The following is a 23,115-nucleotide window of genomic DNA, read 5'->3' as shown; positions in this document are numbered from 1 at the left end:
ATCGGGGATGGGGGTGGGGCCGGGCTGGGGAAACGGGAGGGGGGTTAGTGCGCGGCGTCCTCGAGGCCGCACCATTCGGCGATGAACAGCGCAATCGACTTGGTGATGCGGCGGACGGATTCGATGTCCACCCTCTCGTCGTAACCGTGGATGGCCTCGGAGACCGGCCCGTAGACCAGCGTTGGCGTGTTGCCGTAGAGCGTGAAGACCCGGCCGTCCAGGTAGCCCGGGGTGGTGAAGGACTGCAGGTCGCTGCCGAACACGTTCCGGTGCGCATCCGCGAGGACGTTCTCGGCGTCGCTGCCTTCCTCCAGGACGTACCCCTCGGAGAAGAATCCCGTCCGCACCGCCGTGGCGCGGATGCGGTTGCCCTGCCCGTCTGTCTCGATGCCGTCGAGGAGGCCGGTGATCTGCTGCCAGACGCTCTCCGCGGACGTGCCGGGGTACAGGGCAACCCGAAGGTCTACGTGGCACCAGGCCGGAACGCTGGAGGGCCAGTCCCCGCCGCGGATTCCGCCCATGTTGAGGTTGATCGGGTGGGGGAGGTCCTCGAAGTAGCGGTGCGATCCGCGCTGGGTGTTCCACTCGGCTTCCAGGGAACGGACGCGCTCCACCACGTGATAGGCGGCGTCGATGGCGTTGAAACCGGTCTGCATCTCGCGGGGGTGCGTGGGTTCACCGGCCACCTCCAGCCGGAACCAGATGACGCCGACGTTGGCGCGGACGAGCATGTCCTCTTCCGGTTCCGGGATGATGACGGCGTCGGCCGTGTAGCCGCGCAGCAGGGCCGCGAGGGAACCGTTGCCGGTGCATTCCTCTTCCACCACGGACTGGAAATGGATCCGTCCGGCGGGTTCATAGCCGGCCGCCCGGACGGCGTCGAAAGCGAAAAGGTTCGCCGCGAGTCCGGCTTTCATATCGCCGCTTCCACGCCCGTAAAGCCAGCCGTCCTTCACGTAGGAGTCCCACGGATCCGCTGTCCACTGGGACTTCGGCCCTTCCGGAACCACGTCCACATGCCCGTTGAGGATCAGGGACCGTCCCTTCTCAACGCCCGGCTGCCACGTGCCCACCACGTTGGCCACGCCGTCGTAGGAAACGGTAACGGCACCGGCGCCGGGGTGCGCGGAGAGCTCTTCGGTATCCAGTTCCCAGCGGTCCATCTCCAGGCCCCGCTGCTGCATGGCGTCAAAGAGCAGTTGCTGGGCGCCGCTCTCCTGTGTGCGCAGCGAGGGGTGACGGACCAGTTCCTGCGTGAAGCGCAGCTGGCTGTCGAAGGCGGCGTCCACCGCCGCGAGAATCCTGTCCCGGGCATCCTGGGGCAGTGCTGTGCCGGCCGGGGTTCCGTTCGCGGATGAGTCCATATTGTGTTGCTCCGAATCGGTTCATGCGGTGTGCCGGGTGTTAGGCAACTGTAAGCCATCATGTCGTCAACTGCCCAGCCGACCACGGGAAATTGTGCCCCAAAATGGGGCCTAGACTGTGCTCATGCATACTGAGGGCAGTGCCGAACCGAGTCTTGTCATCCGCCGGGCAGCCGAAGGGTGCCTGGCCGGCCTGCCGGGTCTGGCGGATTCCTATGTGGAGGAACTCAGTTCACTCACCGGGTACTCCGAGTCCAACATCCCGCGTGAGGACCTGCACCGGACAGCCGCCACGGCCCTGAAGAACATGCTGGGAGTGCTTGCCGGGTCCGCGGACACCGGCGGACTGCAGGCGGTGAGCGAGAACATCGGCCGGCGCCGGGCCCGCCAGGGCGTTCCCCTAGATTCGCTGCTCCGGGCGGTCCGGCTTGACTTTCCGTTCCTGTGGCGGGCCATGCGCGTCCAGGTGCCCGCCGCCGCGCAGGCGGCCTTTGCCGAGGAAGTCGTCTCGGTCTGGGACACCATCGAGACCCATGTCAGCAACGTCCAGGCCGGGTACATTGCCGAACTGGCGGACATGAACCGGGAGCTCGAAATTGAGCAAACGTATGTGCTGCGCCGCCTGCTCGTTGCGGCAGTGGATGACCCCGGGCTGCACAGCCACGCCGCCGCACAGCTGGGGCTCCGGCTCACCGGCAAGTACCTGGTGGTCGCGGCGCATCCCGGGTACGGGCACGAGTTTCGGAACGCGGTCCGTGCCATCGATCCCCGGACCCGGCTGCACAGCCTCGACGGCGGAGAGTTTGCCCTGCTCGACGACGCGGCCCTGACCACCGCCCACCGGAACCTCCTCGCGGCAGCACCGGTTGGCGTCGCGCCCTTTGCGGTGGGGATGGAGCAGCTCTCGGTGATGTGGAAACTGGCGACGCGACTGGCCAAGCTGGTTCCGGATGACGGCACCGCAGCCACCTTCGCAGGCCAGTGGCCCGCCCTTCCCGACGGCCAGTTCGCGGAGGAGCTCCGCATCGTGGCCGGCTCGCAGCTCGAGGGACTCTTCAGCCAGCCGGAGCAGGACGTCGAGTATCTGCTGCAGACCGCTTTCCACCTCGTGTCCAGCGGCAGCATCTCCCGGACGGCGTCGGCGCTGTTTTGCCACCGCAATACGATCCTCAACCGGCTGCGCAGGTTCACCGCCCTGACGGGGCTCAACCCCACGCTGCCCGACGACGCCGGCCTCCTGAGGCTGCTGCTGGCAGCACACGGACGGCTCAGCTAACCGGGACGGCTCAGCTAACCGGGCCGGCTCAGCTAACCGGGCCGGCTCAGCTAACCGAGCCGGCTCAGCTAGCCGAGCCGCCTCAGCTGACCCGGCGCCTCAGCTGACTGGCCGGAACAGCCGCTCGGCCAGCAGCAGGGCGCGGCGTTCCAGCACGGCCGGATCATCGGGAACCAGTGCGGACGCGATTTCGTATTCGTAACCGTCGAAGAAAGCCAGGAAGATGGCGGTGAGGTCGTCCACCGAACCGGGGCGAACGCCGAGCGAGCCGTCGTCCGCGCCGCGCTGCACGGCGGCGCGGATGTGCCCGTCCCACAGTTCGTAGACGCTGTCCAGGCGTTCGCGCAGTTCGGGATGGCGGCGGGCCAGGCTGGACATTTCCAGCCACAGCAGCCCGCGCCCGTGCAGGCTGGGCATCCCGCAGACGACGCCGATCATCGCGCGCAGCCGGTCCCACGGGCCCAGTGCGTCATCGAGGGCGGCGAAGTGCTCTAGCAGCTCGCCGCTGGCGTGCCCGAGGGCTTCACCCAGAAGCTGTTCGCGGGTCCCAAAGTAGTGCTGGATGATGCCGATGGACACCCCCGCAGCGTCACTGACGTCCCGCAGCCGGGTTGCCTCATAACCGCTCTTCGAGATGCATTCGAGGGCAGCCGTGAGGATCGCGCGCTTCTTCAGCTCTTTGCCGCGGGCCATTCCGTCTCCATCCCGGGCGGCTCGGGTGCAGCCGCCCTCCCCAACTTTACGGACCCGCGCCCGCTCCGGCCCGCAAGCGGCCTAGCTGTACATGACGTAGACCTTGGACAGCGCCTCGGTCACGTTCCAGGTGCCGGTCCAGCCCTGGGGGAAGACCGCCAGGTCTCCCGGGCCAACTTCCTGCGGCTCTTCGCCGTCGCGCTGGACGGTCATGCGGCCGCCGAGCACGTAGATGACCTCGCCGCCGTCGGCAAAGTCCCAGCGGGACAGGCCCGTTGCGGTTTCCCAGGTCCCTGCATGGATGTTCTCCTCATCCGTGGAGAACAGGTTGTAGGTCTTGGTTTCGATGTCCGCGCCCAGCGGATCGGCCAGTGGCAGCGCGAGCGGTTCCACGTCCTTCTCGGACTCTTCAACCTGCGCGATAGTGCGGACGATTGCCATGCGGGCTCCTTGAGTAGTCTGCTAAAACCAATATTTCGATATTGGTTTTCTCAAGGTACTGATCCGTTGCACCGCCGCCAACTTCATTACGCACTGCCCACCCTTGACGCAGCACGGGCACGGGATAACGATTTACGGACCAAGGGGACCTGCCAGCCTGCCGGGAGCACCGGCGTCGCGCGTTCCCACCCGGTTCCCGAACACCCGTCCGGGAGCCCAGCCCGAAATCGAGACGCCGGCGCCGGGTTCACGGTGCGGAAGGTTGCCCGTGGAAGCCAGCCAGCCCGTCTACGAAGGCAAGGTCGCCCTGGTCACCGGCGCGTCCCGCGGCATAGGCCGGCGGGTCGCCGAGCGCCTCGCGGCGCAGGGCGCGCAGGTGGTGGTCGGCTACCGGAAGAACGCTGACCTGGCCAAGGAAACGGTTGCCGAACTGCAGCGGCTGGGCGGCGGCGGGCTGGCGGTGCAGGCGGACATCGAGAACCCCGAGGACATTGTCCGGTTGTTCGACGCCGCCGCGGCCGGGTACGGGCGCCTGGACTTCTTCGTGAACAACGCCGCCGCGGCCGCCTTCAAGAAGGTGGTTGACCTCAAGACCCACCACCTGGACCGTGCCTACGCCGTGAACGTGCGGCCCTTCGTGCTCGGCGCGCAGGAGGCGGTGAAACTGATGGACGACGGCGGCAGGATCGTTGCGCTGACCAGCTACGGCAGCGTGCGGGCCTTCCCCACCTACGCGGCGCTGGGATCCTACAAGGCCGCCGTCGAGTCCTTCGTGCGGTTCATGGCGGTGGAGTTCGCCGGCTACGGGATCAACGTGAACGCGGTGAACGGCGGGCTGATCGACTCCGATTCGCTCGAGTACTTCTACACCATGGACGGCATGGCACCCATGGACAGCGTGGTCTCCCGGATCCCCAAGGGCAGGCCCGGAACCGTGGATGAAATGGCCGCCACCGTGGACTTCCTGCTCTCTCCGGGCGCGGAGTACATCACCGGGCAGTCCCTGGCCGTGGACGGCGGCCTGTCCGTGATCGCCCCGCCGTTCTTCGGCGACACCACCGAACCCGTTGCACTTCCCGAGCGCCCGCGGCGGCCGCAGGCGGAGAACTGAGGAAAGGACAGGAACCCATGCCGTACGACGCAGGCCGGTTCAAGGACTACTTCGAATCCCAGATGACCTACGGTGCCGGGTTCGGGCGGAACGTCTCCCGCTACGGCAGCGCCGTCGCCCTGATCGATCCGCCCACCGGACGCGAGTGGACCTACGCGCAGCTGGGCGCCGACGTCGAACGCTGCGCCGCGATGCTCGCCGAACGCGGCGTGCGTGCCGGGGACCGGGTGATGTACCAGCTCTTCAACGGCGTCGAGTTCGCGCTGCTGTACCTGGCCGCGCACCGGCTGGGGGCAATCAGCGTGCCGGTCAACTACCGCCTCGCCCCGGGGGAGACCGCGCACATCCTGCGGGACAGTGAACCGTCGGTGTTGATTGTCGACGCCGAGTGCGCGGCCTCCGCGGCACAGGCACTGGAGCTGGCGGGGATCTCCCCGCAGGTCCTGGTGGTGGGGGAGGCCAACCTGCCGCCGGGCTGGGAGGATTTCGACGCCGCGCTGCAGGGCGCGTCCGGGCCGGTTCCGGACCTGCCGGCAGACTACTCCGCCTACGACGAGTCCACCCGGCTCTACACCTCGGGGACCACCGGGATGCCCAAGGGGGTGTCCCTGCCGTCGCTGGCGGAACTGATGAGCGCGCATGACGTGATCATGCACTTCCCGCTCACCCCGCAGGACAGGACGCTGAACATGACCCCGTGGTTCCACCGCGGCGGCCTGCACTCCGGCGGGCCGAATCCGTCCTTCTACATCGGGGCCGGAGTAGTGCCGCTGCGCAGCTTTCACCCTGCCACCGTGCTGGACTGGGTAGGGAAATACGGGCTGACGTTCCTCATCGGCGCGCCCACCACGCTGGAAATGATCGCCGCGGAACAGGAGAAGCAGCCGAGGGACATTTCCACGCTCAAGGGCATTGTGACCATGGGGGCGCCGCTGGACCGGGCCGCTGCCCTGCGGTACCAGGAGCTGCTCACGCCGCGGATCTTCAACGGCTACGGCACCACCGAGGCGTTCTGGAACACGTTCCTGCGCCCGGAGGACCTGCCCGCCCGGGCCGGCACCGCGGGGCGGTCCTGCACGGATGACGACGTCGCCGTCGTTCGGGTCTTTCCGGACCGGCGCGGACGGCCGGATGAACTCGCGGCGCAGGACGGCACCGAGGCCGGAGAAGTGATCATGCGCTCGCCGAAGGCCGGGTACAGCTACGTGAACCTGCCCGGTGTGGAGGAGGAGAAGTTCTTCGAGGGCTGGCTCTATCCCGGGGACATGGCCACCTGGGACGAGGACGGGTTCGTGACCATCCTCGGCCGCAAGGACGACATGATTATTTCCGGCGGCGAGAACATCCACCCCGTGCAGGTCGAGGGAGTGCTGGCGGAGCATCCCGAGGTGCTGGATTCGGTGGTGGTGGGCGTCCCGGATCCGCAGTGGGGCCAGCGCGTGGTGGCCTATGTGGTGCCGCGCAGCGGGGCCGCGACGGCGGACGCCCTGGAGGAATTCTGCCTGGCCCATCCCGGCCTGGCCGACTATAAACGCCCCCGCGCCTACCGGTTCGTTGACTCGGTGCCGCTGACCGCCACCGGCAAGAAGATGCACTTCAAACTGGCCGAAACAGCTGTGGAGGACCACAGCGCCGGGCGGCTCATTGCTCCCGGATCCTCGGTGGCGACGGAATGAGGAACGGCATGGGCGCCGAGCGGAGGGTGGTCATCACCGGGATGGGGGCGCAGACCCCGCTCGGCGGTTCCTGGCCACTGACCTGGGAGGCGCTCAAGGAGGGGAAATCCGGCGTGGACCGCATTACGGCGTTTGATGCTTCCGAGTTCCCCACCCGGATCGCGGCCGAAGTTAAGGGTTTTGACCCCGCGGCCTGGCTCCCCGTGAAACGGATCAACCGGTCCTCCCGCGCCTCGCAGCTCGCCGTCGCCGCGGCTCGGGAAGCAGCGGCCGACGCCGGACTGGGCCCCACGCTGGAGGGAACCGACGCGGCGGTTCTCATCAACAGTGCGGTGTCCGGCTATCCGGAGGTGCAGGACGCCACCCGGCTCTTCGACGCCGAGGGGATCCGGCCGGTCAGCCCGAGCTTCGTGGCGTCCTCGCTGACCAACATGCCGGCCTGCGAGGTGGCGATAGACCTCGCCGTGCACGGGCCGGTGAACGCCAGTGCGCTCGCCTGCGCCAGCGGAACGCACGCCCTGCTGGAGGCGCGCCGCACGCTGCTGGCGGGGGACGCCGACGTCGTACTGGCCGGCGGGACGGATGCCGCGATCACTGCGGTGATGTTCGCCGGGCTGACCACTATGCGCGGACTCTCGCGCAGCAATGACGTGCCGCAGGAGGCGTCCCGCCCCTTCGATGCGGACCGGGATGGGTTTGTGTTCGGCGAGGGTGCGGTGGTGTGCGTGATGGAGACGCTGGAGCACGCCCGCGCCCGCGGCGCCCGGGTGTATGCCGATGTCCTCGGCGGGGCGATGACCTCGGATGCTTTTCATATTGTGGCGCCGGAACCGAGTGGGAAGTTTGCGGCGGAGGCGATTTCGCGGACGCTGGCGCAGGCCCGGCTGGACCCGGCGGACGTGGATCTGGTCTGCGCGCACGGGACGTCCACCAAGGCCAATGACCGGACGGAGACGCTGGCGCTGCATACGGTGTTTGGTGAGCATGCCCGGTCCCTGGCCGTGACGGCACCGAAGTCGATGACCGGGCACCTGATTGGCGCGGCCGGAACGCTGGCATCGCTGCTGTGCGCCATGTCGATCGTTGAAGGCGTTATTCCGCCGACGATCAACTATTCGACGCCGGATCCGGAGTGCGACCTGGACTATGTGCCGAACGTGGCGCGGGAGCGGGACGTGCAGTATGCGGTGACGAATGCGTTTGGGTTCGGCGGGCAGAACTGCGTGGTGGCGTTCGGGCGGGTGTAGCTAGGAGGCCGCGGCGAGGGCGGCGACGGCGACCGTCACGGTGAGCGGCGCCGCGATCAGGCCGGCGAGTGCGTAGCCTTTCCAGCTGATGACTACCTGCATGCGCATCAACCGGTCGTGCCAGAGCAGGGTGGCCAGCGAGGCCCAGGGCGTGATGAGCGGGCCGGCATTGACGCCGATCAGCAGGGCGGCCATCCGTGTCGGGGTTTCCGCCAGGGGTTCGGCCAGCAGGTAGGCCGGGAGGTTGTTCACCGCGTTGGCTCCGGCCGCCCCGGTGGCCGCGAGCCGAAGCAGCTCCGCGAAGTTTTCGCCCTGCCCGGCGAGTGTGCCCAGCAGGGCCGAGCCGCCGAGGGCCAGGAAGGCTTCCATGGCCAGGAATAGTCCGGAGGCGAACAGCAGCAGGGGCCAGGGGACCAGCTTGACCGTCAGGACGCCGGGCCGCCGGAGTGCGAACAGCAGGCCCAGGACCGCGGCGGCGGCGGTGGAGGGAATCCAGACCGGAATGCCGGAGACCAGCAGCGGGAGCAGGAGCACCAGCACGACGCCGGACGCGGCCAGCAGGAAACGTTCCGGGGCCGGAGATGCTGTTTCGGACGGCGGGGTGCGTTCGTAGCGCAGCCGCAGGTCACGCCGGAAGAGGAGTCCGATCAGGGCCATCGGCACAATGATGCCGGCGACGGCGGGGGCCCACATCAGGGCCGCAAACCCTGCCGGGCTTAGGCCGCCGAGGCTGTGCTGGGCCAGCAGGTTAGTCAGGTTGGAGACCGGCAGGAGCAGGCTGGCGGTGTTGGCCAGCCAGATTGTTGTCAGCACAAAGGGAAGCGGAGGCAGGCCGGCCTGCCGCACTACGGTCACCACGACCGGGGTGAGGAGCACGGCCGTCGTGTCCAGGGACAGGAAGATGGTGCTCAGCGCGGCCAGCAGTGCCAGGAGCAGCCAGAGAACTAATCCGGTCCCCAGGCCCCAGCGGCGCAGCCGTCGCCCGGCCCACAGGAAAACCCCGGCTTCACTGGCAAGTTCCGTCACCACGGTGATAGCCGCGACGAACACCAGGATCGGCACCACCCGGTCCGCAAGGGCGAACAGCTCCGCTTCCGGGAGCGCACCGGTGGCGGCTGCGATACCACCAGCCACCAGCAGGAGAACTCCGATCACGGCCAGACGCATGAGCGGATTCTAGACCCCGCGGCTGGCCGCGGACTGTACCAGGCGTCGTCGTGCGTGCGTGGCGGGCGTGCCGCCCTGGGCTGGGAGGGGGAAGGGTTGCTCTGGTTAGTTGCCCAGGGCGGCGTCGAGGGGGTCCTGGATCTCGCTGTAGTCACCGGATTCGAGCTGCAGTGCCTCACCGTTCAGGTAGAGCGTGGGGGTGCCCTTGACCTGGAGATCCTGTGCATCCTGCAGGTCCCGGGCCACGCGGTCCTTGACGGCGTCCGAGTTATAGTCGGCCGTGAACTGGTCCATGTCCAGGCCGAGCTCTTCCGCGTAGCCTGCGAAGATGCCGGCTGCGTCGTCGGCGTTCTTCCAGTCCTGCTGGTGCTCGAAGACCTTGGCGGCCATCTGCTCCAGGGCACCCTGTTCCGCCGCGGCTTCCACGGCGCGGGCGGACGGCTCGGCATTTTGGTGCTTGGGCAGCGGGTAGTTCCGCACCACGATTTTCACCTGGCTGCCGTAGTCGGCCTTGGCCTGCTCGATCAGGGTGTCCATCATGGCGCAGTACGGGCACTGGTAGTCGGTGAAAAGCACCAGGGTGGCCTGCGGATCTGCCGGGTTGGTGATGGTCCGGGCGTCGGCGGGGACGAGTGTGTCCTGCTGGTCTGCCGGGACGGCGGCTTCGACGGCGGCGCTGGTCTCCGGTGCCGCGGGTTCGCTTGAGGTCTCGCAGGACACTACGCCGCCGCTTACCAGCACGCCGGCGATGAGTACTGAAGGTACGGCCTTACGCATGATTCCTTTCCGGTATGAAATCAGCACGCGCCGGTGCGCGCACATACGGGTTGGGATTTCACTGCACTTTTAATGTTTCCACCCGGTGCGGCGTGGCTGAAGGGGGAGGAGGGGTGATGTTGGTCGACCGGGGGTGTGGGCGGGGTTACTGGTCCGGGTGGATGCAAGGGCGCGGGAGTGGGCGGGGTTAGGCCGGACGGCGTTTCTCGGCGGCTTCCGCGTCCAGGCGGGCGATGCGCTCGCGGGCGGAGCGTTCGGACGGGCCCATGTCCCCGAGCCCGAACCGGATCACCCGCAGTACGAGTTTCACTGGGCCGTGAACCGGCAGCTTGAACGGGCCAAGATGCGGTTCGCGGAGGCCGAGCAGTTCGCGGTGCCGCGGTTCCAGGGAAGCGACGGCGCCGGCGAACAGGACGCGGTAGCCGATCATCTGGTTGCGGGGCAGGGGAGGGCGGCGCAGGAAGCGGACCACTTCTTCGACGGTCGGGCTGGAGCGCAGTTCCGGGTCGAAGGCGGCCATCTGTTTCCGCAGTCCGGCGAGGTCCCGCGGTGGGTTGTCGATTCGCATCAGTTCACCTGCGGCCGCCCACTCGGCGACGTACTGGTCCGGTCCGCCCGGGATAGGTTCGCCGAACTCAATGTGAGAGGTCAGGAACGCGTCGGTGAAAGCGAGGTGGACCCAGCGGGCCAGCTCGGGATCGTTCGCCGAGTAGGGACGTTCGACGCCGGCAGCGTCCTCGTAGGTGCCTTTCACCCGTTCATGAAGCCGCAGCACCCAGTTCGACGCGCTGCGTGCCGCCGTCGTATCCCCGTAGGTGACCGTGAAGATCCAGCGGATGGTTCCCGCGAGGCGGCCGAGCGGATCTTCCTTGTAGTTGGAATAGTCGCGCACGCCGGCCATCGCGCCGGGGTGCAGCGCCTGGAGCAGCAGGGCGCGGATGCCGGCGATGATCGTGGTCATGGACCCGTGGACCGCCCAGACTGCCGAGCCCGGTCCGTAGTAGCCGCGGTCTGTGCCGTTGGCGAGCTCGAGCTCCCATTCCGGAATGGTCTCTGCGTTGTTGCTGAACGTGCCGACCAGCTGCCGACGCCAGGATTCGAGGAGCTTGCCCATCGTCCCAGTATGGTCCTGCAGGCTGTGAAGTGTCAGGGCGGGCCGCCTACCTGCCCGGGGACAGAACAGCCGCGGCGCGTTCCAAAGCACCGGGCACGATCGAGTAGTACGCCCACACGCCGCGCTTTTCTCGGTGCAGGATTCCGGCGTCCACCAGGATTTTCAGGTGGTGGGACACGGTGGGCTGGCCCAGACCAACCGGCTCCGTGAGGTCGCAGACGCAGGCTTCCTTGTTGTCCTGTGCCGCGATCAGGGAGACCAGGCGGAGCCGGGTTGGTTCCGCCACGGCCTTGAGGAGTTGCGCAAACCGCTGGGCGTCTTCGACGCTGAGCGCTTTGGACGTCAGTGATGTGCAGCAGGCTTCGGGCACGGCATCGGGGGCGGTCGGAGCGGTAGTCACTCACCCATTATGCACTGAGATTGACAGTCGTCGATGTCTCGGAGAATACTCATTATCGAAGAATATCGATATCTTTCGATGCCATCCCGCCCTTCCAATACAGGAGTCCAGTGAGCACTACCGCCCCATCCGTGGACACAGGCCAGGTCACCGCCCGGCTGTCGACGCTGGACCGTTTCCTGCCCGTTTGGATCGTCGCTGCCATGGCGGCTGGACTTCTGCTGGGCCGGCTGGTTCCCGGCATTGGCCTGGTCCTGGACTCCCTGAAGGTCGCCAACGTTTCCCTGCCCATCGCCGTCGGCCTGCTGGTCATGATGTATCCGGTGCTGGCCAAGGTCCGCTACAACGAAACCCGCACCGTGGTGGGCGACCGGAAGCTGATGGTCACCTCCCTGATCCTCAACTGGGTGGCTGCCCCGGCGTTCATGTTCGCGCTTGCCTGGATCTTCCTGCCTGACCTGCCCGAATACCGCACCGGGCTGATCATCGTGGGACTGGCCCGCTGCATCGCCATGGTCATGGTCTGGAATGACCTCGCCTGCGGAGACCGCGAGGCCGCCGCCGTGCTGGTGGCCATCAACTCCGTTTTCCAGGTTCTGGCGTTCGGGGCGCTGGGATGGTTCTACCTGCAGGTCCTGCCCGGCTGGCTCGGCCTGGCGACGACGAGCGTGGAGTTCTCGTTCTGGGCCATCACCCTCAGCGTGCTCATCTTCCTGGGCATCCCGCTGCTGGCCGGTTTCCTCACCCGAACGTTCGGCGAGAGGGCCCGGGGCAGGGACTGGTACGAGGGGACCTTTCTCCCCAAGCTGGGTCCCTGGGCACTCTACGGCCTGCTGTTCACCATCGTGCTGCTGTTCGCCCTGCAGGGAGATGAAATCACGTCCAACCCGCTCGACGTCGCCCGCATCGCCGTTCCGCTGCTGATCTACTTCGTGGTGGTATTCGGAGCCGGCATGGTGCTGGGCAAGCTGCTGGGCCTGGGCTACCCCCGCACCACCACCCTCGCCTTCACTGCCGCCGGCAACAACTTCGAGCTGGCCATCGCGGTAGCGATTGGCACCTACGGCGTGACCTCCGGACAGGCGCTGGCCGGCGTCGTCGGTCCCCTGATCGAGGTTCCCGTTCTAGTCGCCCTGGTCTACGCCGCGCTCTGGGCGCAGAAGAAGTACTGGCCCGCAGCCGAAACCCTTCCCACAGAAAAGACATCCTGATGAGTTCCAAGCCCTCCGTCCTGTTCGTCTGCGTGCACAACGCCGGCCGGTCCCAGATGGCCGCCGCCTACCTGCGAGCCCTCGGGCAGGGCCGGATCGAGGTCCGTTCTGCCGGGTCCGCACCGGCGGATGCCGTCAACCCGGCTGCCGTGGAAGCGATGGAGGAAGACGGCATCGATATGTCCGCGGAGCTGCCCAAGGTCCTCACCACGGCGGCCGTGCGGGAATCCGACGTCGTGATCACCATGGGCTGCGGCGACGCCTGCCCAATCTTCCCGGGCAAACGGTACGAGGACTGGAAGCTGGATGATCCCGCAGGGCAGGGCGTGGCAGCCGTCCGGCCCATCCGGGACGAAATCAAGGCCCGGATTCAGGACCTGATCGCGGACCTGCTCCCCGCACACTGACGTCGTTTACCAGAGGACAACACCATGACTGAGAAGGCACTGCCCGTCGCCGTAATCGGCGCCGGACCTGTGGGCCTGGCTGCCGCGGCGGAACTGCTGGAACGCGGCCTGACCCCGATCATCTTCGAAACCGGCGAAACGGCTGCCGCCGCCGTCGCGTCGTGGGGCCACATCCGGCTCTTCTCGCCCTGGCAGTACGACGTCGACACCGCCGCCCGCCGCCTGCTCGCCGGTACCGGGTGGCAGGAACCGGACGCCGAGACCCTGCCGACCGGAGCCGAACTCCGGGAACAGTACCTGCAGCCGCTGGCCGCGGTTCCTGCGATTGCGGCCGCTCTGCATACCTCGACCCGCGTCCTCGCGGTCAGCCGCGAGGGCCTGGATAAGACCTGCAGTGCCGGACGGGAAGGCACGCCCTTCCTGATCCGGACCCGCGACGGGGACGGAACGGTCACTGACTACCGGGCGCGCGCCGTCATCGACGCCTCAGGAACCTGGCACACCCCGAATCCCCTCGGCCAAGCCGGCCTGCCCTCCATCGGGGAAGCGGAGGCCATCTCCGCGGGGCTCATCACCGGCTCGCTGCCCGACGTCGCCGGCCGGGACCGTGCACGGTTCGCTGGCAAGCACGTCCTGGTGGTGGGCGCCGGGCACTCCGCCGCGAACACCCTGCTGGAACTCGGCACGCTGGCCGAGCAGGAGCCCGGGACCCGGATCAGCTGGGCTATCCGAAGTACCTCCGCTGCCGGAGTTTACGGTGGCGGGGACTTGGACGGGCTGCCTGCCCGAGGCGCCCTGGGCAGCAGGCTCCGTGCGCTGGTCGAGGGAGGGCAGATTCAGCTGCACACCTCGTTCACCATCACCGGGTTCAAGGTCTCCGACACTCTGGCTGTTCTTGGCACTACCCCGTCCGGTGAGAAGCAGCTGGATGTTGACCTGCTGGTTCCGGCGACCGGCTTCCGCCCGGATCTGGGTATTCTGCGGGAAATCCGGCTGGATCTCGATCCGGCTGTTGAGGCGCCGCGGGAACTCGGTCCGCTGATCGACCCGGCGTTTCACAGCTGCGGCACCGTGGAACCGCATGGCGCCAAGCTGCTCTCGCACCCGGAGAAGGACTTCTACATCGTCGGCATGAAGTCCTACGGCCGGGCACCCACCTTCCTGATGGCCACCGGGTACGAGCAGGTCCGCTCCATCGCCGCTGCCCTGGCAGGGGACCAGCGGGCCGCCGACGACGTGCAGCTGGTACTGCCAGAGACCGGCGTATGCTCCACGGACCTGGGCAGCAGCTGCGACGCTCCCGCTGATGGCGGTCCTGTGGATTCGTGCTGTGCGGCTGAGCCTGATCCGGAGCTAGCGGCGGCGTCGTGCTGCGGTGCACCCGAACCGAAGTTCCTGGGCATTCCCACCGGACTGGCCCACGGCCGCTCGGCGCAGCCGGGGGCCTAGAAGCCGGGGACACACCGGCGCGGCAATTCGCTCCGCTATGGGAGATTTCGACCGTTCCGGACCGGAGCGATCTGCACAAAACGGAGCGTAACCGTGGACGGGTCTGAGGGCGGGCTCGCTGGCGACGCCTAGGGTGGGCCCATGACGACAGCAGCAGGCTACGAACGGTTCGCGGCGGTCGAAGCGCGGGGCGTTTCGCCGCTCTACGAAGAGTGGGCGGACGGCATCGCGGAGGACCCAGAGGTGCTGGCACTGATCGATTCACTTCCGCGGCCCAAGCGCCAGCCCAACCTGGTGTTCGCCGCAGCACGCCTGGCCGGTGCTCCCCTGGCCCGGTATCCAGGATTCCGGGACTGGCTGCTGGAGAACTGGCCCGTAGTCGAACCTGTCATCCAGGCGCGGATGACGCAGACCAACGAGGCGGGCCGGTGCGCAGTCCTGCTGCCGCTTGCGCGCTTGCCGGCATGGAGCCTCCCACCCGCCGGCCCGACGTCGTATGGCGGGCCGGTATCGACCTGAACCCTTTGGATGTCCAGGACTTCGAGGACATGGCCTGGCTGGAAGCCTTGGTCTGGCCGGAACACAGCGAACGCCGCGACCGTCTGAGCGCCGTCGCAAAGGTTGCTGCCGAAGACCCGCCGCTCCTGGTCCGGGGCGACATTGTGGAGGCACTGCCGCAGCTGGTGAACGAGGCACCGAAGGACGCGACCGTCGTCGTCTTCCACAGCGCGGTTCTTCCGTACCTCGATCCGGACCACCGTCGGCGGTTCGTTGATCTGGTGAAGGGACTGGACGTCACCTGGATCAGCAACGAGGGCGAAGCCGCCCTCCCCGAGATCAAGGACCAGCTGACCCGGAGCGCGGAAGGACGGCTGGTCCTGTCCCTGGACGGCGTTCCCCAGGCGTTCACCGGCCCACACGGTCAGAGCTGCGAAGCGCTCTGACCGTAACCGAAGAACCAGCTACCGCAGGAGAATATCCACAGCCCGCGAACCCCCAGAAGACCCCACCGGAACCCGCTCCAGGGTGCCGGACCGGTTGGCGGCGTCGTCGCGCAGGATTTCCGTGACCGACCCGAGGAACCGGGACAGGTCCACCTTGTCCTCCGGAGCGGCGAGCAGCAGCTGGAAGCCGAACTCGTGCAGCGCGTTGATGGACGCCTCGGCGAAGGACAGGGAGGACTTCACGAACGCCTCATCCATCATCACGGTGCCGTAGGTGCTGAAGCCCTGGGACACGATGCCCAGCTGGTACGCCAGCGCCGAGGCCAGAATGAACGCCGTGAACCGCTGCCCCTCGCCGCCGGACATCAGCGACGCCTGCAGGTTGGTGAACGACTGCCCGTTCGCGAGCTTGTTGGTGCAGGTGATGGTCACGTGCGCGCGGACGTCCAGGACCTCGGCCCGCCAGCGGCGCTCCTGCGGATCCTTCAGCTTCTCCACCAGGCCCTCGAGCGCGGCGTACCGGGCATCCATGTCCGCCTTGTCCTGCCGCACGCCCATCATCGGCAGCGCGTTCTTCAGCTCCATGCGGAACTTGTGCGCGTCGTCCGGGACGGTGGTCTTGACCTCGATCTCCAGGTGGCTGTCCACGTGGTACGGCACGCGGCGCAGCACGGAGTTCAGCGGCAGCAGGCGCGCGGAGATGCTGCGGCGTTCCTCGTCGAGCAGCTGCAGCAGGTCGCTGAACCGCTCGTAGGTGCGGTTGTTGAAGTACTCGCGGAACTCCGACTCGTGCTGCGGCAGGCCCTCGGTGACAATGTCCTCGTAACGGCCCACGTACTCCTCGGCCGAGTCCACGCCCGTGCCGAAGTCCGACCCCCACTTCTCGCTGTATGTTTCGAACGTGCGCTCGAGGCGGGTGCGGGTTTCCAGCAGCGTCTTGTCCAGCCGCGCGGCGTCGGTGAGCAGGTTCCGCTCCACCTGCCCGGCGGCGTCGTTCAGGTGCACGACGTCGGTGATCTCGCCGAAGGGGGCGAACAGCTCATCGAGCTGCGCGCGCAGGTCCTCCGCCAGGGCATCCGGGCCGCGGCCGGCCAGCGTGTCCCGGCGTTCGGTGGCGACGGTGAGCTCGGCCTCGAGCCGGGCCAGGTCGCCCTTGAGCACGCCGATCTTCTCGGTCGCGGCGGTCAGGTCCAGCTCCGCGGTGTCCAGCTCGAAGCGGACCTGCTCCAGGTCAGTGTTGGCGTCGCGGGCTGATTCAAGACGCTCGACGGCGGCAGTCACCGCGGCGCGCTGCTCCTCGGCGCTGATCTCCTCGAACTCGCGGGTATCCGCAGCGACCTTACGGACGGCGGCGAGCCGGCGGATCAGGTCGTCCTGCTCCGAGGCGTGCTTGCGGGAGACGACGTCCGCCTCTTCAAAGCTGGCGCGCAGGGCGAGCAGTTCCGCGGCGAGGGCGGCAATCTTGTCCTTATTGTCAAAGCCCAGCACGTTGTCCGAGGCCTTGGTGTGCCGGTCGTCCTTCTCCGTGGTGGAGGAGTTGCGCTTTACGGCGCCGCCGAGGCTGACGCCGCGGGACGCATTGGCGAGGTCGTCCGGGTTCTCCACGCACTCGAAGTCGTAGTGCGCGGTGATCTTCCGGGCCACCCAGTCGCCCATGGCGGAGTCGTAGGTGCTGAGCTTGGTGATCAGGTCCCGCGGTCCCGGCTGGGAAGGGCCGTCCACAGGGATGCTGACGTCGATGCAGCGCAGGAAGCCGCGCAGGTTGGTTTCGCTGAGGTAGCGGGTAACGGCGGGCATGTGCTCACCGGGAACCAGCAGGGCCGTCGAGAGCGGGCGGAGCACCCGTTCGGCGGCGGCACGCCACTGCGCGTGTTCGGCCGGAACATCGATCAGCTCCCCGGCGAACGGCATCTCGGTTTCGTCGATGCCGGTGGCTTCGCAGATCCGGGCGCGCTGTTCCAGGCTTTCCGGGCGGATGTTGCTGCGCCGGCGGCGGAAGGACACGATCTCGGTTTCCAGCTTGGAGATGGAACCCTTGAGGGCCCAGGCCTCGCCGTGCGCGTCGGAGCTGCGCTCCCGGGCGGCGTCGACGTCGGCGTTCAGGGTCTTGATCAGCTCATTGGCGCGGCTGCGGGCGGTGACCAGCCCGGCGGGAGAAAGGTCCGTATCGATGCCGGCGGCGCGCAGGTCCGCGCGGAACGCGTTCTCCACGGTTTCACGGGAAACCAGCTGTGCCTGTGCGGCCGCGACCTCGCGTTCCAGAGTGGCGATCGCGCCGCCGCCCTCCTGCGTGTAGCGGGCGGTCAGTTCGGCGACCTGCTTCTTCAGCTTGGTGCGCTGCTTCTCGGCGGCCTTCAGCGCTTCGCGTCCGGTGGATGCGGCGGAGGTGAGGCGCTCGACGTCGCGTTCGTGGCTGGCCAGCGCCAGACGGCGGCGGTAGGCAGGCAGCCCGTCGGTGCTCAGGGCGCGGACCCGGTCCAGTTCGGCCTTCGTGGTGAGGAACAGGCGGTGCTGGTCCGGAACGTTGGCCAGGTGGTCGCGCTGCTGGCGGGCGCGTTCGAGCTGGCGGCGGATGCTGCGCAGGTGGCTGAAGTCCTCCACGGCCTCGTCGGCGGCGGTGAGGGTCTTGGGGGTGTCCAGGACGTGGTTGCGGAAGAAGTCGTTGACCGTTCCGCCCAGGCCCTTGCCGGTCTGCAGGATGCGCAGCAGCCCGAACGCCTTCTCGTCCTCCACACCCAGGGCGGTGCGGTACCGCTCGGCGAAGAGTTTGTGCGAATCGAAGATCTGCGCGCCCGGGAGCAGGGATTCGAGGGCACCCTTGGTGAACCGGCCGCGCATGCCGGTTTCGAGGGAGGGAATGTCCAGCGGACGGTTGTGTACGGCGTAGAACCGGCCCACGTGGTGTTCGGTGCCGGTGGCGGGGAGGTCCATGAGTACGGAGAGGCTGGTGATCTGGCCCAGGCCGTTGTCGAAGGTGAGGCAGACGGCGGACCAGGTGGCGCCGGGGCGCTGGTAGGCGGTGCCGTCGCCGGCTTCCATACCCTGGGTGCCGAGCCGTCCGCGCATGTAGGAGAACGCGGTGCGCTTTTCCTCGGCTGCGGTGCCACCGTTGTTCTGCGCGGCCTCGTTCATCTTGGGCCGGGCGTCCATGACCTGCAGGATCGCGTCGAAAATGGTGGACTTGCCGACGCCGGAGTCACCGGTGAGCAGCGTGCCGGCGCGGTCCACGTGGATGGTGTGCGCGCCGTCGAACGTTCCCCAGTTCACGATCTGAATGCGGGAAAGCCGGTTCTGGCCGGGGTTGATCAGGTCCCCCATGGGAAGGGTGGTTTCGATGCTCATGCCGGCTCCTCGCCGTCGTGCTCTGTTTCAGGAACCGCGTCTGCGGCGGGCGCTTCATGGGCCGTGTCCGGTTCCGCCGGGGCCTCGGTCAGCGAATTCATGAAGGTGATGATGTCCCCGATGTGCTCGTACGGCAGGGCCAGCGGCAGCGCATTGGAGATGACCCAGACGTCGTCCAGTTCGGTGGGCAGCAGCAGGCGGCGTTCGGTGACGAGCTTGCGGATGGCGGCGTCGGCTAGGTCTTCCACGCCCTTGGCGTCGTGCGCCTGCGGGTCCACGTACTGCTCCAGGACGTCGAGAATGTCCTGCCGGGCAATCGTGGCTTCGTTGCCGGTGCCCGAGTGGCGGTCCAGGACCAGGCGCATGCGCAGCAGCAGCAGGGTTTCCTCGCGGGTCATTTCGCGCTGGCGCTGAAGGGCGGTGGTGTGGGGTTCGGCCATTTCTACCGGGCGCAGCAGGGCGACCTTGTGGTGCTCGTCCACCACCAGTTCCAGGAACAGTTCGCTCAGCCGGACGCGCAGCTGCTCCTGGTTATCCACCACGGTGTTGTAGACGTTGTCCGAGGAGCTGGCGTCCAGGTAGGGGCCGCGCAGCAGTCGGATCAGGGCCTGGCGCAGTTTCAGCGGCAGGGTGCCGGTGTCGCCGGGGAACAGCTCCGGGCCGTCGATCAGGACGTCGCGGGCGGGCTGGGTGTCTTGGTCGAACGGGTAGTCCTCGTCCAGCTCGTCGTACTCTGCGGTTTCGGTGGTGGGGTTTTCGATCATGGCTGGGGGCTTTCGGCGACGGTGAGGACGGGCAGCACTGCGGTGCGGGAACTGCCGTCGATCTGGAGGAAGGGGATAGTTTCGCTGGCCGGCATCGTCGTTGTTCCGTTGCTGTCCCCGGAGGGGGCGGCGGAGGCGAGGAGCGCGCGGATGCTGTTGAGGTGGCGGTGTTCGGCGGGCAGTTCGGCGAAGATCTCCGCGACGGTGGCGCGGCCGCGGCGGCTGCCGGCCCGGGTGATTGCGTCGCGCAGGACGCGGCGGTCGGCCTTGGGTGTGCGGGCGGCGCGGTGGATGTCCGCTTCGGTGAACGACGGCGGTGCGGGCAGCTTCCGCGGTGCGGCGTGCTCGGCCGGGTCGTACGTGCGGACCATGCTGAGCGATTCGAACGCGGACGCGTAGAGCTTCGGTGCGGGGACGACGGCGGCGCGGCGGCGTCCGCGGGGTGCCTTGTGGATGGCGGTTTCGGCGGCGCGGATGAGTTTGCGCAGCTGGACCGATTCCCGGTACTCGTCGCTTTGGACGTAGGTGTGCAGGGATTCGGAGAGCCGGCCGTAGATGCGCTGGATTTCGGCGGCCTGCTCGCGCATGTCGCTGATCATCCGGTACAGGGCCTGCCGGTCGCCGGGGGTCATGGCGTCGGCGAAGTCGCGTTCCAGGACCTGGGCGATGGCGTGCCGGAAGCGTCCCTGCTGGTCGGCGTCGTTCAGGAAGGCGGTGAAGCCTTCATAGGTGCGGCCTTCGCTGGTGCTGCGCAGGCGCTTGTCCGCTTCCAGGATTTCGCCCATGGTCAGGCCCTTGGATGCCTGCGATTCGACCATTTCCTGGCGCAGGGTGTGCAGCATCTTCTCGAGGCCGTCGCGCATGCGCTTGAAGTCGGCGGGCAGGGCGGCGGCGAGGTCAAGGATGTCGCGGGCGGCTTCGACGGCGGTGTCGTCGTCCAGGGGCGGGGGTGCGTCTCCGGCGCGGAGGGACCGGATGAGGTCTTCGCGGCGGGCGATCTCTTCTTCGAGGACGGCGATGCGTGCTTCGGGGTCCGGGTTGGATTCGTGCGCCAGGGTTTCCACGCTGGAGAGCAGGGTGTTCAAGCGGGAGGAGTTCAGGCTGGTGGTGTCGCCGGTGAAGCCGTCCAGGTAGGAGAGGAACCGGACGGCGGGTTCGGTGAGTTCGTAGACGAAGCGTCCGTCGGCGCGGGGGCGGGCCAGGAACCGGCGGGCCACCCAGTCATCGGCGTAGTTCTTCCCGGTCCAGTCTTCGCGCAGGCTCTGCCCGTTGAGCCTGAGCTGGTGCAGGAAGGAGTCGGTGAGGGAGTGGAATTCGTCCAGGGGGATGCGCGGGCGGGTACGGGTGAAGGCCTCGCGGAACAGGGCAAGGACCCAGGGGTTCGCGTTGGTGAGTTTCCATCCGGGCGAGGCCTGTAGCCGCTGCAGCTCCGCCCAGCGGGCTACGGCGTTTTCTATGAAGGACATGCTGCGCTTTCCGCCCGGAACGAAGGGGTAAAACGGGCCTGTCTGATTTTAGCTGAGCGGGGGAGAGTAACCTGCTTAGCGGTCACGGAGGCGGAGGCGACGCGAGGCAATCGCTTACGGGAGACGAGGATGCCCGACTGTATGTCATATACGCTGTTGCCGGTCCAAGGGCCTCACTGATGGACGCTGGCCTAGGAGAACAACGCCTATAGACCTAACTGCTGCCAGTACGAGCCGCTAGACGGAGTCCTTGAGATATACGTTGCCGAGCGCCATCGCTCCGCCCTGGTTCATGATGTCTAATGCAAGTCCACGGACAGTTTCGAGAGCCTCTTGCTCAGGACCTGTGGACTCGAGGATGCCCGTAACCGGAACGAATCTATGTATCGGAGCTAGTTCTTCCCTGTTACGCATAAAATTAATGACTGGCTCGAAGGTGCGAATGAAGATTGGGTTGCCCGGGGGAGAAGACATGGTGATGCTGATTTCGAACTCCCCTAATACTGATAGTTGCTCGGCTGTGGTGCGGGCCAGGTGGCATATGTGTGCGGGCAGAGACTGGGCATCCATCACGTGGATGTCTCTGGTTGGGTCGAAGCCTTCCAACGCCGCATCTTTGGCCTTTACTGCCAGAGCTACGCTGCCGTCGTCATAGATGTCCACGACTGTCTTGTTCGAGAATCTGATTTCCTCAGAACGCCATTTGCGGTAGCCAGGCCGTGGGTTTACGTCTGCTTCTATCGAGCCGGAACCGGGCGTCAGGAAGGGGTTTTGGCTGATGAAGGCACCTAGAATGGCCTGAGCATCTGCCCGATCGACCCTGCCTGTGTGACTGGGACGTGGCCGTGTGGGGCGGGCCGCTGCAGCCATCCAGAGGCCAGCGCCGGTGTTGATGCCAAGCGTCGCCTGCTCCAGCAAGTCTTCTAGCAACCGATCATTGTTGCGGCGATCTTCAAATCGGCGGCGGTAGGCTTGCTCGATATCACGCTCGCCCATATCAACGGTGTGGGAACCGTACCGGCGCGGGGCGCGGATTGTTCCGTTTTGAAAGACGAAATGAGGGGTGTCAGGGCTGGCGGGCACGGACAGCACGATTGCCTGCTCACTGCTACTCCCGGTGAGTTGTACGAATTCCAGCCCGTGTACGGGGGGTTGAATTAAGGAGTAAGCCCAGCTGCGAAGGCGTTGTTCGACCGAATCGCTCCAGTTATTTACAGTTTCGATACTTGCAGCAACGGAATTAGACTCCGCAACACCGTAGACGATCAGCCCCCCTCCGTTGTTCACGAAGGCGGCTACATCCTTGGCAAACTCCACCCTAGCGTTCGGGTTCTGAGGGTTGGGGAGCTCCTTCTTCCAGTCCAAATCATCACGCTCTTGGACCCCGTCACGAATGGCTTGGACCAACATCGAATATTCCAAGGGGGAAGGATGCAGACCTAGGGCGCGGTGCAGAGGAGTGAATGCCATGAGCATAATCTTCGCACTATAAGTTGCCAGTGTCCTGAAGCTGACTGCGAGCGCCTCTGCAGTTATGGCTCTGTGGAACCCTCTTCAGCCGACACGGATTCTCATGAACATACCGGCGCTTCTTCGGGATCCCGGCCATCCTAAAAGGTGCTGCAGGTCAGTTCTAGTAGTACCGAGACAACAGCAGCCTCCATCGTGGACATCACGGAGGTTGGTATGTTATAGAATTTATCGCTGTGAATTCGTGCCCTAAGGTCCGTCTATTCGCCAAACAATAGTCTTCCACTTAGATGTATTTATGTCAGAGTCTTGGATCAGGGTGCTGCGAATTTTTCGAGGGACGGTCGGCAACCCATCCTGGATGAGCTTGGGGACGGTCCACTTCATGGGCTCGAAGACCCGCTGTCGTGAGACCGTATTGTCTTCGGGTATCTGGAGGGCATGCCTCATCCGGCCTGACCCGGTCTGCCGTACAAGGGGCATGCTCTGCACCAGAGCGTTGACCTGATGTGTCGTACCGGCTAGAACGAACAAACATTCAGCGCCAGGCGAATGCTGCTTTACCAGTGTTAGCCGGCAGAGGTCGAGGAGAACTCTGTTCCATGTGCAATGGCTTGATCCCGCCCATTTTGCTTCTACGCATGTTCTTGGGGCCAAAGTGTCGCGGTGATCAATGAAAAAGTCGATTTCGCGGGGCCGCCCTCGTGTAGGGGTGCCCGATGGGTTTAGTGCTGGATGGGCGTGACCTCCATGGAGCTTGAAGAGGCCAGGGTCAATAATCGCTGAGATGATCTCG

18 protein-coding genes and 1 pseudogene are annotated in these 23,115 nt (G+C 66.6%); 8 read left to right on the top strand and 11 right to left on the bottom strand.

The window, feature by feature from the left end; genetic code table 11:
* Positions 1–44 precede the first annotated feature (44 nt).
* On the bottom strand, positions 45–1,364 hold the full coding sequence (locus GD628_RS14015) for an ArgE/DapE family deacylase (RefSeq protein WP_152275138.1): 1,320 nt from the start codon (positions 1,362–1,364) through the stop codon (positions 45–47).
* A 124-nt stretch (positions 1,365–1,488) separates the two neighbouring features.
* On the opposite strand from GD628_RS14015, the gene GD628_RS14010 reads away from it, so the two are divergent.
* Entirely contained in the window at positions 1,489–2,640 is a 1,152-nt protein-coding gene (locus GD628_RS14010) for an RsbRD N-terminal domain-containing protein (RefSeq protein ID WP_152275137.1), read from the top strand.
* A 99-nt stretch (positions 2,641–2,739) separates the two neighbouring features.
* Here GD628_RS14010 and GD628_RS14005 read toward each other — a convergent pair whose 3' ends face one another.
* Both GD628_RS14005 and GD628_RS14000 read right to left on the bottom strand, forming a co-directional pair.
* Positions 2,740–3,333 carry a TetR/AcrR family transcriptional regulator gene (locus tag GD628_RS14005; RefSeq protein ID WP_152275136.1) on the bottom strand — a complete coding sequence of 198 codons (594 nt, stop codon included), beginning with the start codon at positions 3,331–3,333 and terminating at the stop codon, positions 2,740–2,742.
* Positions 3,334–3,414: 81 nt separating this feature from the next.
* Positions 3,415–3,774, bottom strand: a complete 360-nt coding sequence (locus GD628_RS14000; RefSeq protein ID WP_091608604.1) for a cupin domain-containing protein — start codon at positions 3,772–3,774, stop codon at positions 3,415–3,417.
* Between the two features lie 268 nt (positions 3,775–4,042).
* On the opposite strand from GD628_RS14000, the gene GD628_RS13995 reads away from it, so the two are divergent.
* Genes GD628_RS13995 through GD628_RS13985 form a run of 3 tightly spaced genes read left to right on the top strand, consistent with a single transcriptional unit; the run spans position 4,043 to position 7,808 of the window.
* On the top strand, positions 4,043–4,885 hold the full coding sequence (locus GD628_RS13995; protein ID WP_152275135.1) for an SDR family oxidoreductase: 843 nt from the start codon (positions 4,043–4,045) through the stop codon (positions 4,883–4,885).
* A gap of 17 nt (positions 4,886–4,902) precedes the next feature.
* Complete coding sequence (locus tag GD628_RS13990) at positions 4,903–6,561, top strand: class I adenylate-forming enzyme family protein (protein WP_152275134.1); 1,659 nt, start codon at positions 4,903–4,905, stop codon at positions 6,559–6,561.
* Positions 6,562–6,569: 8 nt separating this feature from the next.
* Positions 6,570–7,808, top strand: coding sequence for a beta-ketoacyl-[acyl-carrier-protein] synthase family protein (locus GD628_RS13985; RefSeq protein ID WP_152275133.1), 1,239 nt, complete (start codon positions 6,570–6,572; stop codon positions 7,806–7,808).
* Here GD628_RS13985 and GD628_RS13980 read toward each other — a convergent pair whose 3' ends face one another.
* The 4 genes from GD628_RS13980 to GD628_RS13965 form a co-directional block, all read right to left on the bottom strand.
* Positions 7,809–8,975 carry an SLC13 family permease gene (locus GD628_RS13980; RefSeq protein WP_152275132.1) on the bottom strand — a complete coding sequence of 389 codons (1,167 nt, stop codon included), beginning with the start codon at positions 8,973–8,975 and terminating at the stop codon, positions 7,809–7,811.
* Positions 8,976–9,080: 105 nt separating this feature from the next.
* Complete coding sequence (locus GD628_RS13975; RefSeq protein WP_193313284.1) at positions 9,081–9,752, bottom strand: DsbA family protein; 672 nt, start codon at positions 9,750–9,752, stop codon at positions 9,081–9,083.
* Positions 9,753–9,939: 187 nt separating this feature from the next.
* The gene (locus GD628_RS13970; protein WP_152275130.1) at positions 9,940–10,866 is read right to left on the bottom strand and encodes an oxygenase MpaB family protein; all 927 of its coding nucleotides are present in this window, start codon (positions 10,864–10,866) and stop codon (positions 9,940–9,942) included.
* A gap of 46 nt (positions 10,867–10,912) precedes the next feature.
* A complete protein-coding gene (locus GD628_RS13965) occupies positions 10,913–11,266 on the bottom strand; it encodes an ArsR/SmtB family transcription factor (protein ID WP_152275129.1) in 354 nt (117 codons plus the stop codon).
* 110 nt (positions 11,267–11,376) lie between these two features.
* On the opposite strand from GD628_RS13965, the gene arsB reads away from it, so the two are divergent.
* From arsB to GD628_RS16865, 4 genes and pseudogenes are all read left to right on the top strand, one after another.
* Entirely contained in the window at positions 11,377–12,477 is a 1,101-nt protein-coding gene (arsB, locus tag GD628_RS13960; protein WP_152275128.1) for an ACR3 family arsenite efflux transporter, read from the top strand.
* Positions 12,477–12,884 (top strand): arsenate reductase ArsC, encoded by a 408-nt coding sequence (locus GD628_RS13955; RefSeq protein ID WP_152275127.1) that lies wholly within the window; start codon positions 12,477–12,479, stop codon positions 12,882–12,884. The genes arsB and GD628_RS13955 overlap by 1 nt, the downstream gene beginning before the upstream one ends.
* A 24-nt stretch (positions 12,885–12,908) precedes the next feature.
* Complete coding sequence (locus GD628_RS13950; protein ID WP_152275126.1) at positions 12,909–14,333, top strand: NAD(P)-binding domain-containing protein; 1,425 nt, start codon at positions 12,909–12,911, stop codon at positions 14,331–14,333.
* A 141-nt stretch (positions 14,334–14,474) separates the two neighbouring features.
* A pseudogene (locus GD628_RS16865) lies at positions 14,475–15,277 on the top strand (DUF2332 family protein).
* A gap of 18 nt (positions 15,278–15,295) precedes the next feature.
* Here GD628_RS16865 and GD628_RS13940 read toward each other — a convergent pair.
* The 4 genes from GD628_RS13940 to GD628_RS13925 form a co-directional block, all read right to left on the bottom strand.
* The gene (locus tag GD628_RS13940) at positions 15,296–18,619 is read right to left on the bottom strand and encodes an ATP-binding protein (RefSeq protein ID WP_152275125.1); all 3,324 of its coding nucleotides are present in this window, start codon (positions 18,617–18,619) and stop codon (positions 15,296–15,298) included.
* Complete coding sequence (locus GD628_RS13935; protein WP_152275124.1) at positions 18,616–19,383, bottom strand: DUF4194 domain-containing protein; 768 nt, start codon at positions 19,381–19,383, stop codon at positions 18,616–18,618. The genes GD628_RS13940 and GD628_RS13935 overlap by 4 nt, the downstream gene beginning before the upstream one ends.
* Positions 19,380–20,849 carry a DUF3375 domain-containing protein gene (locus GD628_RS13930; protein ID WP_152275123.1) on the bottom strand — a complete coding sequence of 490 codons (1,470 nt, stop codon included), beginning with the start codon at positions 20,847–20,849 and terminating at the stop codon, positions 19,380–19,382. Before GD628_RS13930 ends, GD628_RS13935 begins: the two co-directional genes overlap by 4 nt.
* A 237-nt stretch (positions 20,850–21,086) precedes the next feature.
* Positions 21,087–22,325, bottom strand: coding sequence for an AlbA family DNA-binding domain-containing protein (locus GD628_RS13925; RefSeq protein WP_152275122.1), 1,239 nt, complete (start codon positions 22,323–22,325; stop codon positions 21,087–21,089).
* Between the last annotated feature and the right edge of the window lie 790 nt (positions 22,326–23,115).

It is taken from the genome of Arthrobacter koreensis (genome assembly GCF_009193255.1).
Classification (GTDB): Bacteria; Actinomycetota; Actinomycetes; order Actinomycetales; family Micrococcaceae; genus Arthrobacter_B; species Arthrobacter_B koreensis.
This window is presented reverse-complemented; position numbering and strand designations above follow the sequence as displayed.

Excerpts from the sequence above, each read along its gene's own strand:
- GD628_RS13985 (WP_152275133.1), top strand. The coding sequence starts at position 6,570 with ATGGGCGCCGAGCGGAGGGTGGTCATCACCGGGATGGGGGCGCAGACC.
- GD628_RS13955 (WP_152275127.1), top strand. The coding sequence starts at position 12,477 with ATGAGTTCCAAGCCCTCCGTCCTGTTCGTCTGCGTGCACAACGCCGGC.
- GD628_RS14000 (WP_091608604.1), bottom strand. The coding sequence starts at position 3,774 with ATGGCAATCGTCCGCACTATCGCGCAGGTTGAAGAGTCCGAGAAGGAC.
- GD628_RS13940 (WP_152275125.1), bottom strand. The coding sequence starts at position 18,619 with ATGAGCATCGAAACCACCCTTCCCATGGGGGACCTGATCAACCCCGGC.
- GD628_RS13930 (WP_152275123.1), bottom strand. The coding sequence starts at position 20,849 with ATGTCCTTCATAGAAAACGCCGTAGCCCGCTGGGCGGAGCTGCAGCGG.
- GD628_RS13990 (WP_152275134.1), top strand. The coding sequence starts at position 4,903 with ATGCCGTACGACGCAGGCCGGTTCAAGGACTACTTCGAATCCCAGATG.
- GD628_RS14005 (WP_152275136.1), bottom strand. The coding sequence starts at position 3,333 with ATGGCCCGCGGCAAAGAGCTGAAGAAGCGCGCGATCCTCACGGCTGCC.
- GD628_RS13935 (WP_152275124.1), bottom strand. The coding sequence starts at position 19,383 with ATGATCGAAAACCCCACCACCGAAACCGCAGAGTACGACGAGCTGGAC.
- GD628_RS13970 (WP_152275130.1), bottom strand. The coding sequence starts at position 10,866 with ATGGGCAAGCTCCTCGAATCCTGGCGTCGGCAGCTGGTCGGCACGTTC.
- GD628_RS13950 (WP_152275126.1), top strand. The coding sequence starts at position 12,909 with ATGACTGAGAAGGCACTGCCCGTCGCCGTAATCGGCGCCGGACCTGTG.
- GD628_RS14015 (WP_152275138.1), bottom strand. The coding sequence starts at position 1,364 with ATGGACTCATCCGCGAACGGAACCCCGGCCGGCACAGCACTGCCCCAG.
- GD628_RS14010 (WP_152275137.1), top strand. The coding sequence starts at position 1,489 with ATGCATACTGAGGGCAGTGCCGAACCGAGTCTTGTCATCCGCCGGGCA.
- GD628_RS13980 (WP_152275132.1), bottom strand. The coding sequence starts at position 8,975 with ATGCGTCTGGCCGTGATCGGAGTTCTCCTGCTGGTGGCTGGTGGTATC.
- GD628_RS13925 (WP_152275122.1), bottom strand. The coding sequence starts at position 22,325 with ATGCTCATGGCATTCACTCCTCTGCACCGCGCCCTAGGTCTGCATCCT.
- GD628_RS13975 (WP_193313284.1), bottom strand. The coding sequence starts at position 9,752 with ATGCGTAAGGCCGTACCTTCAGTACTCATCGCCGGCGTGCTGGTAAGC.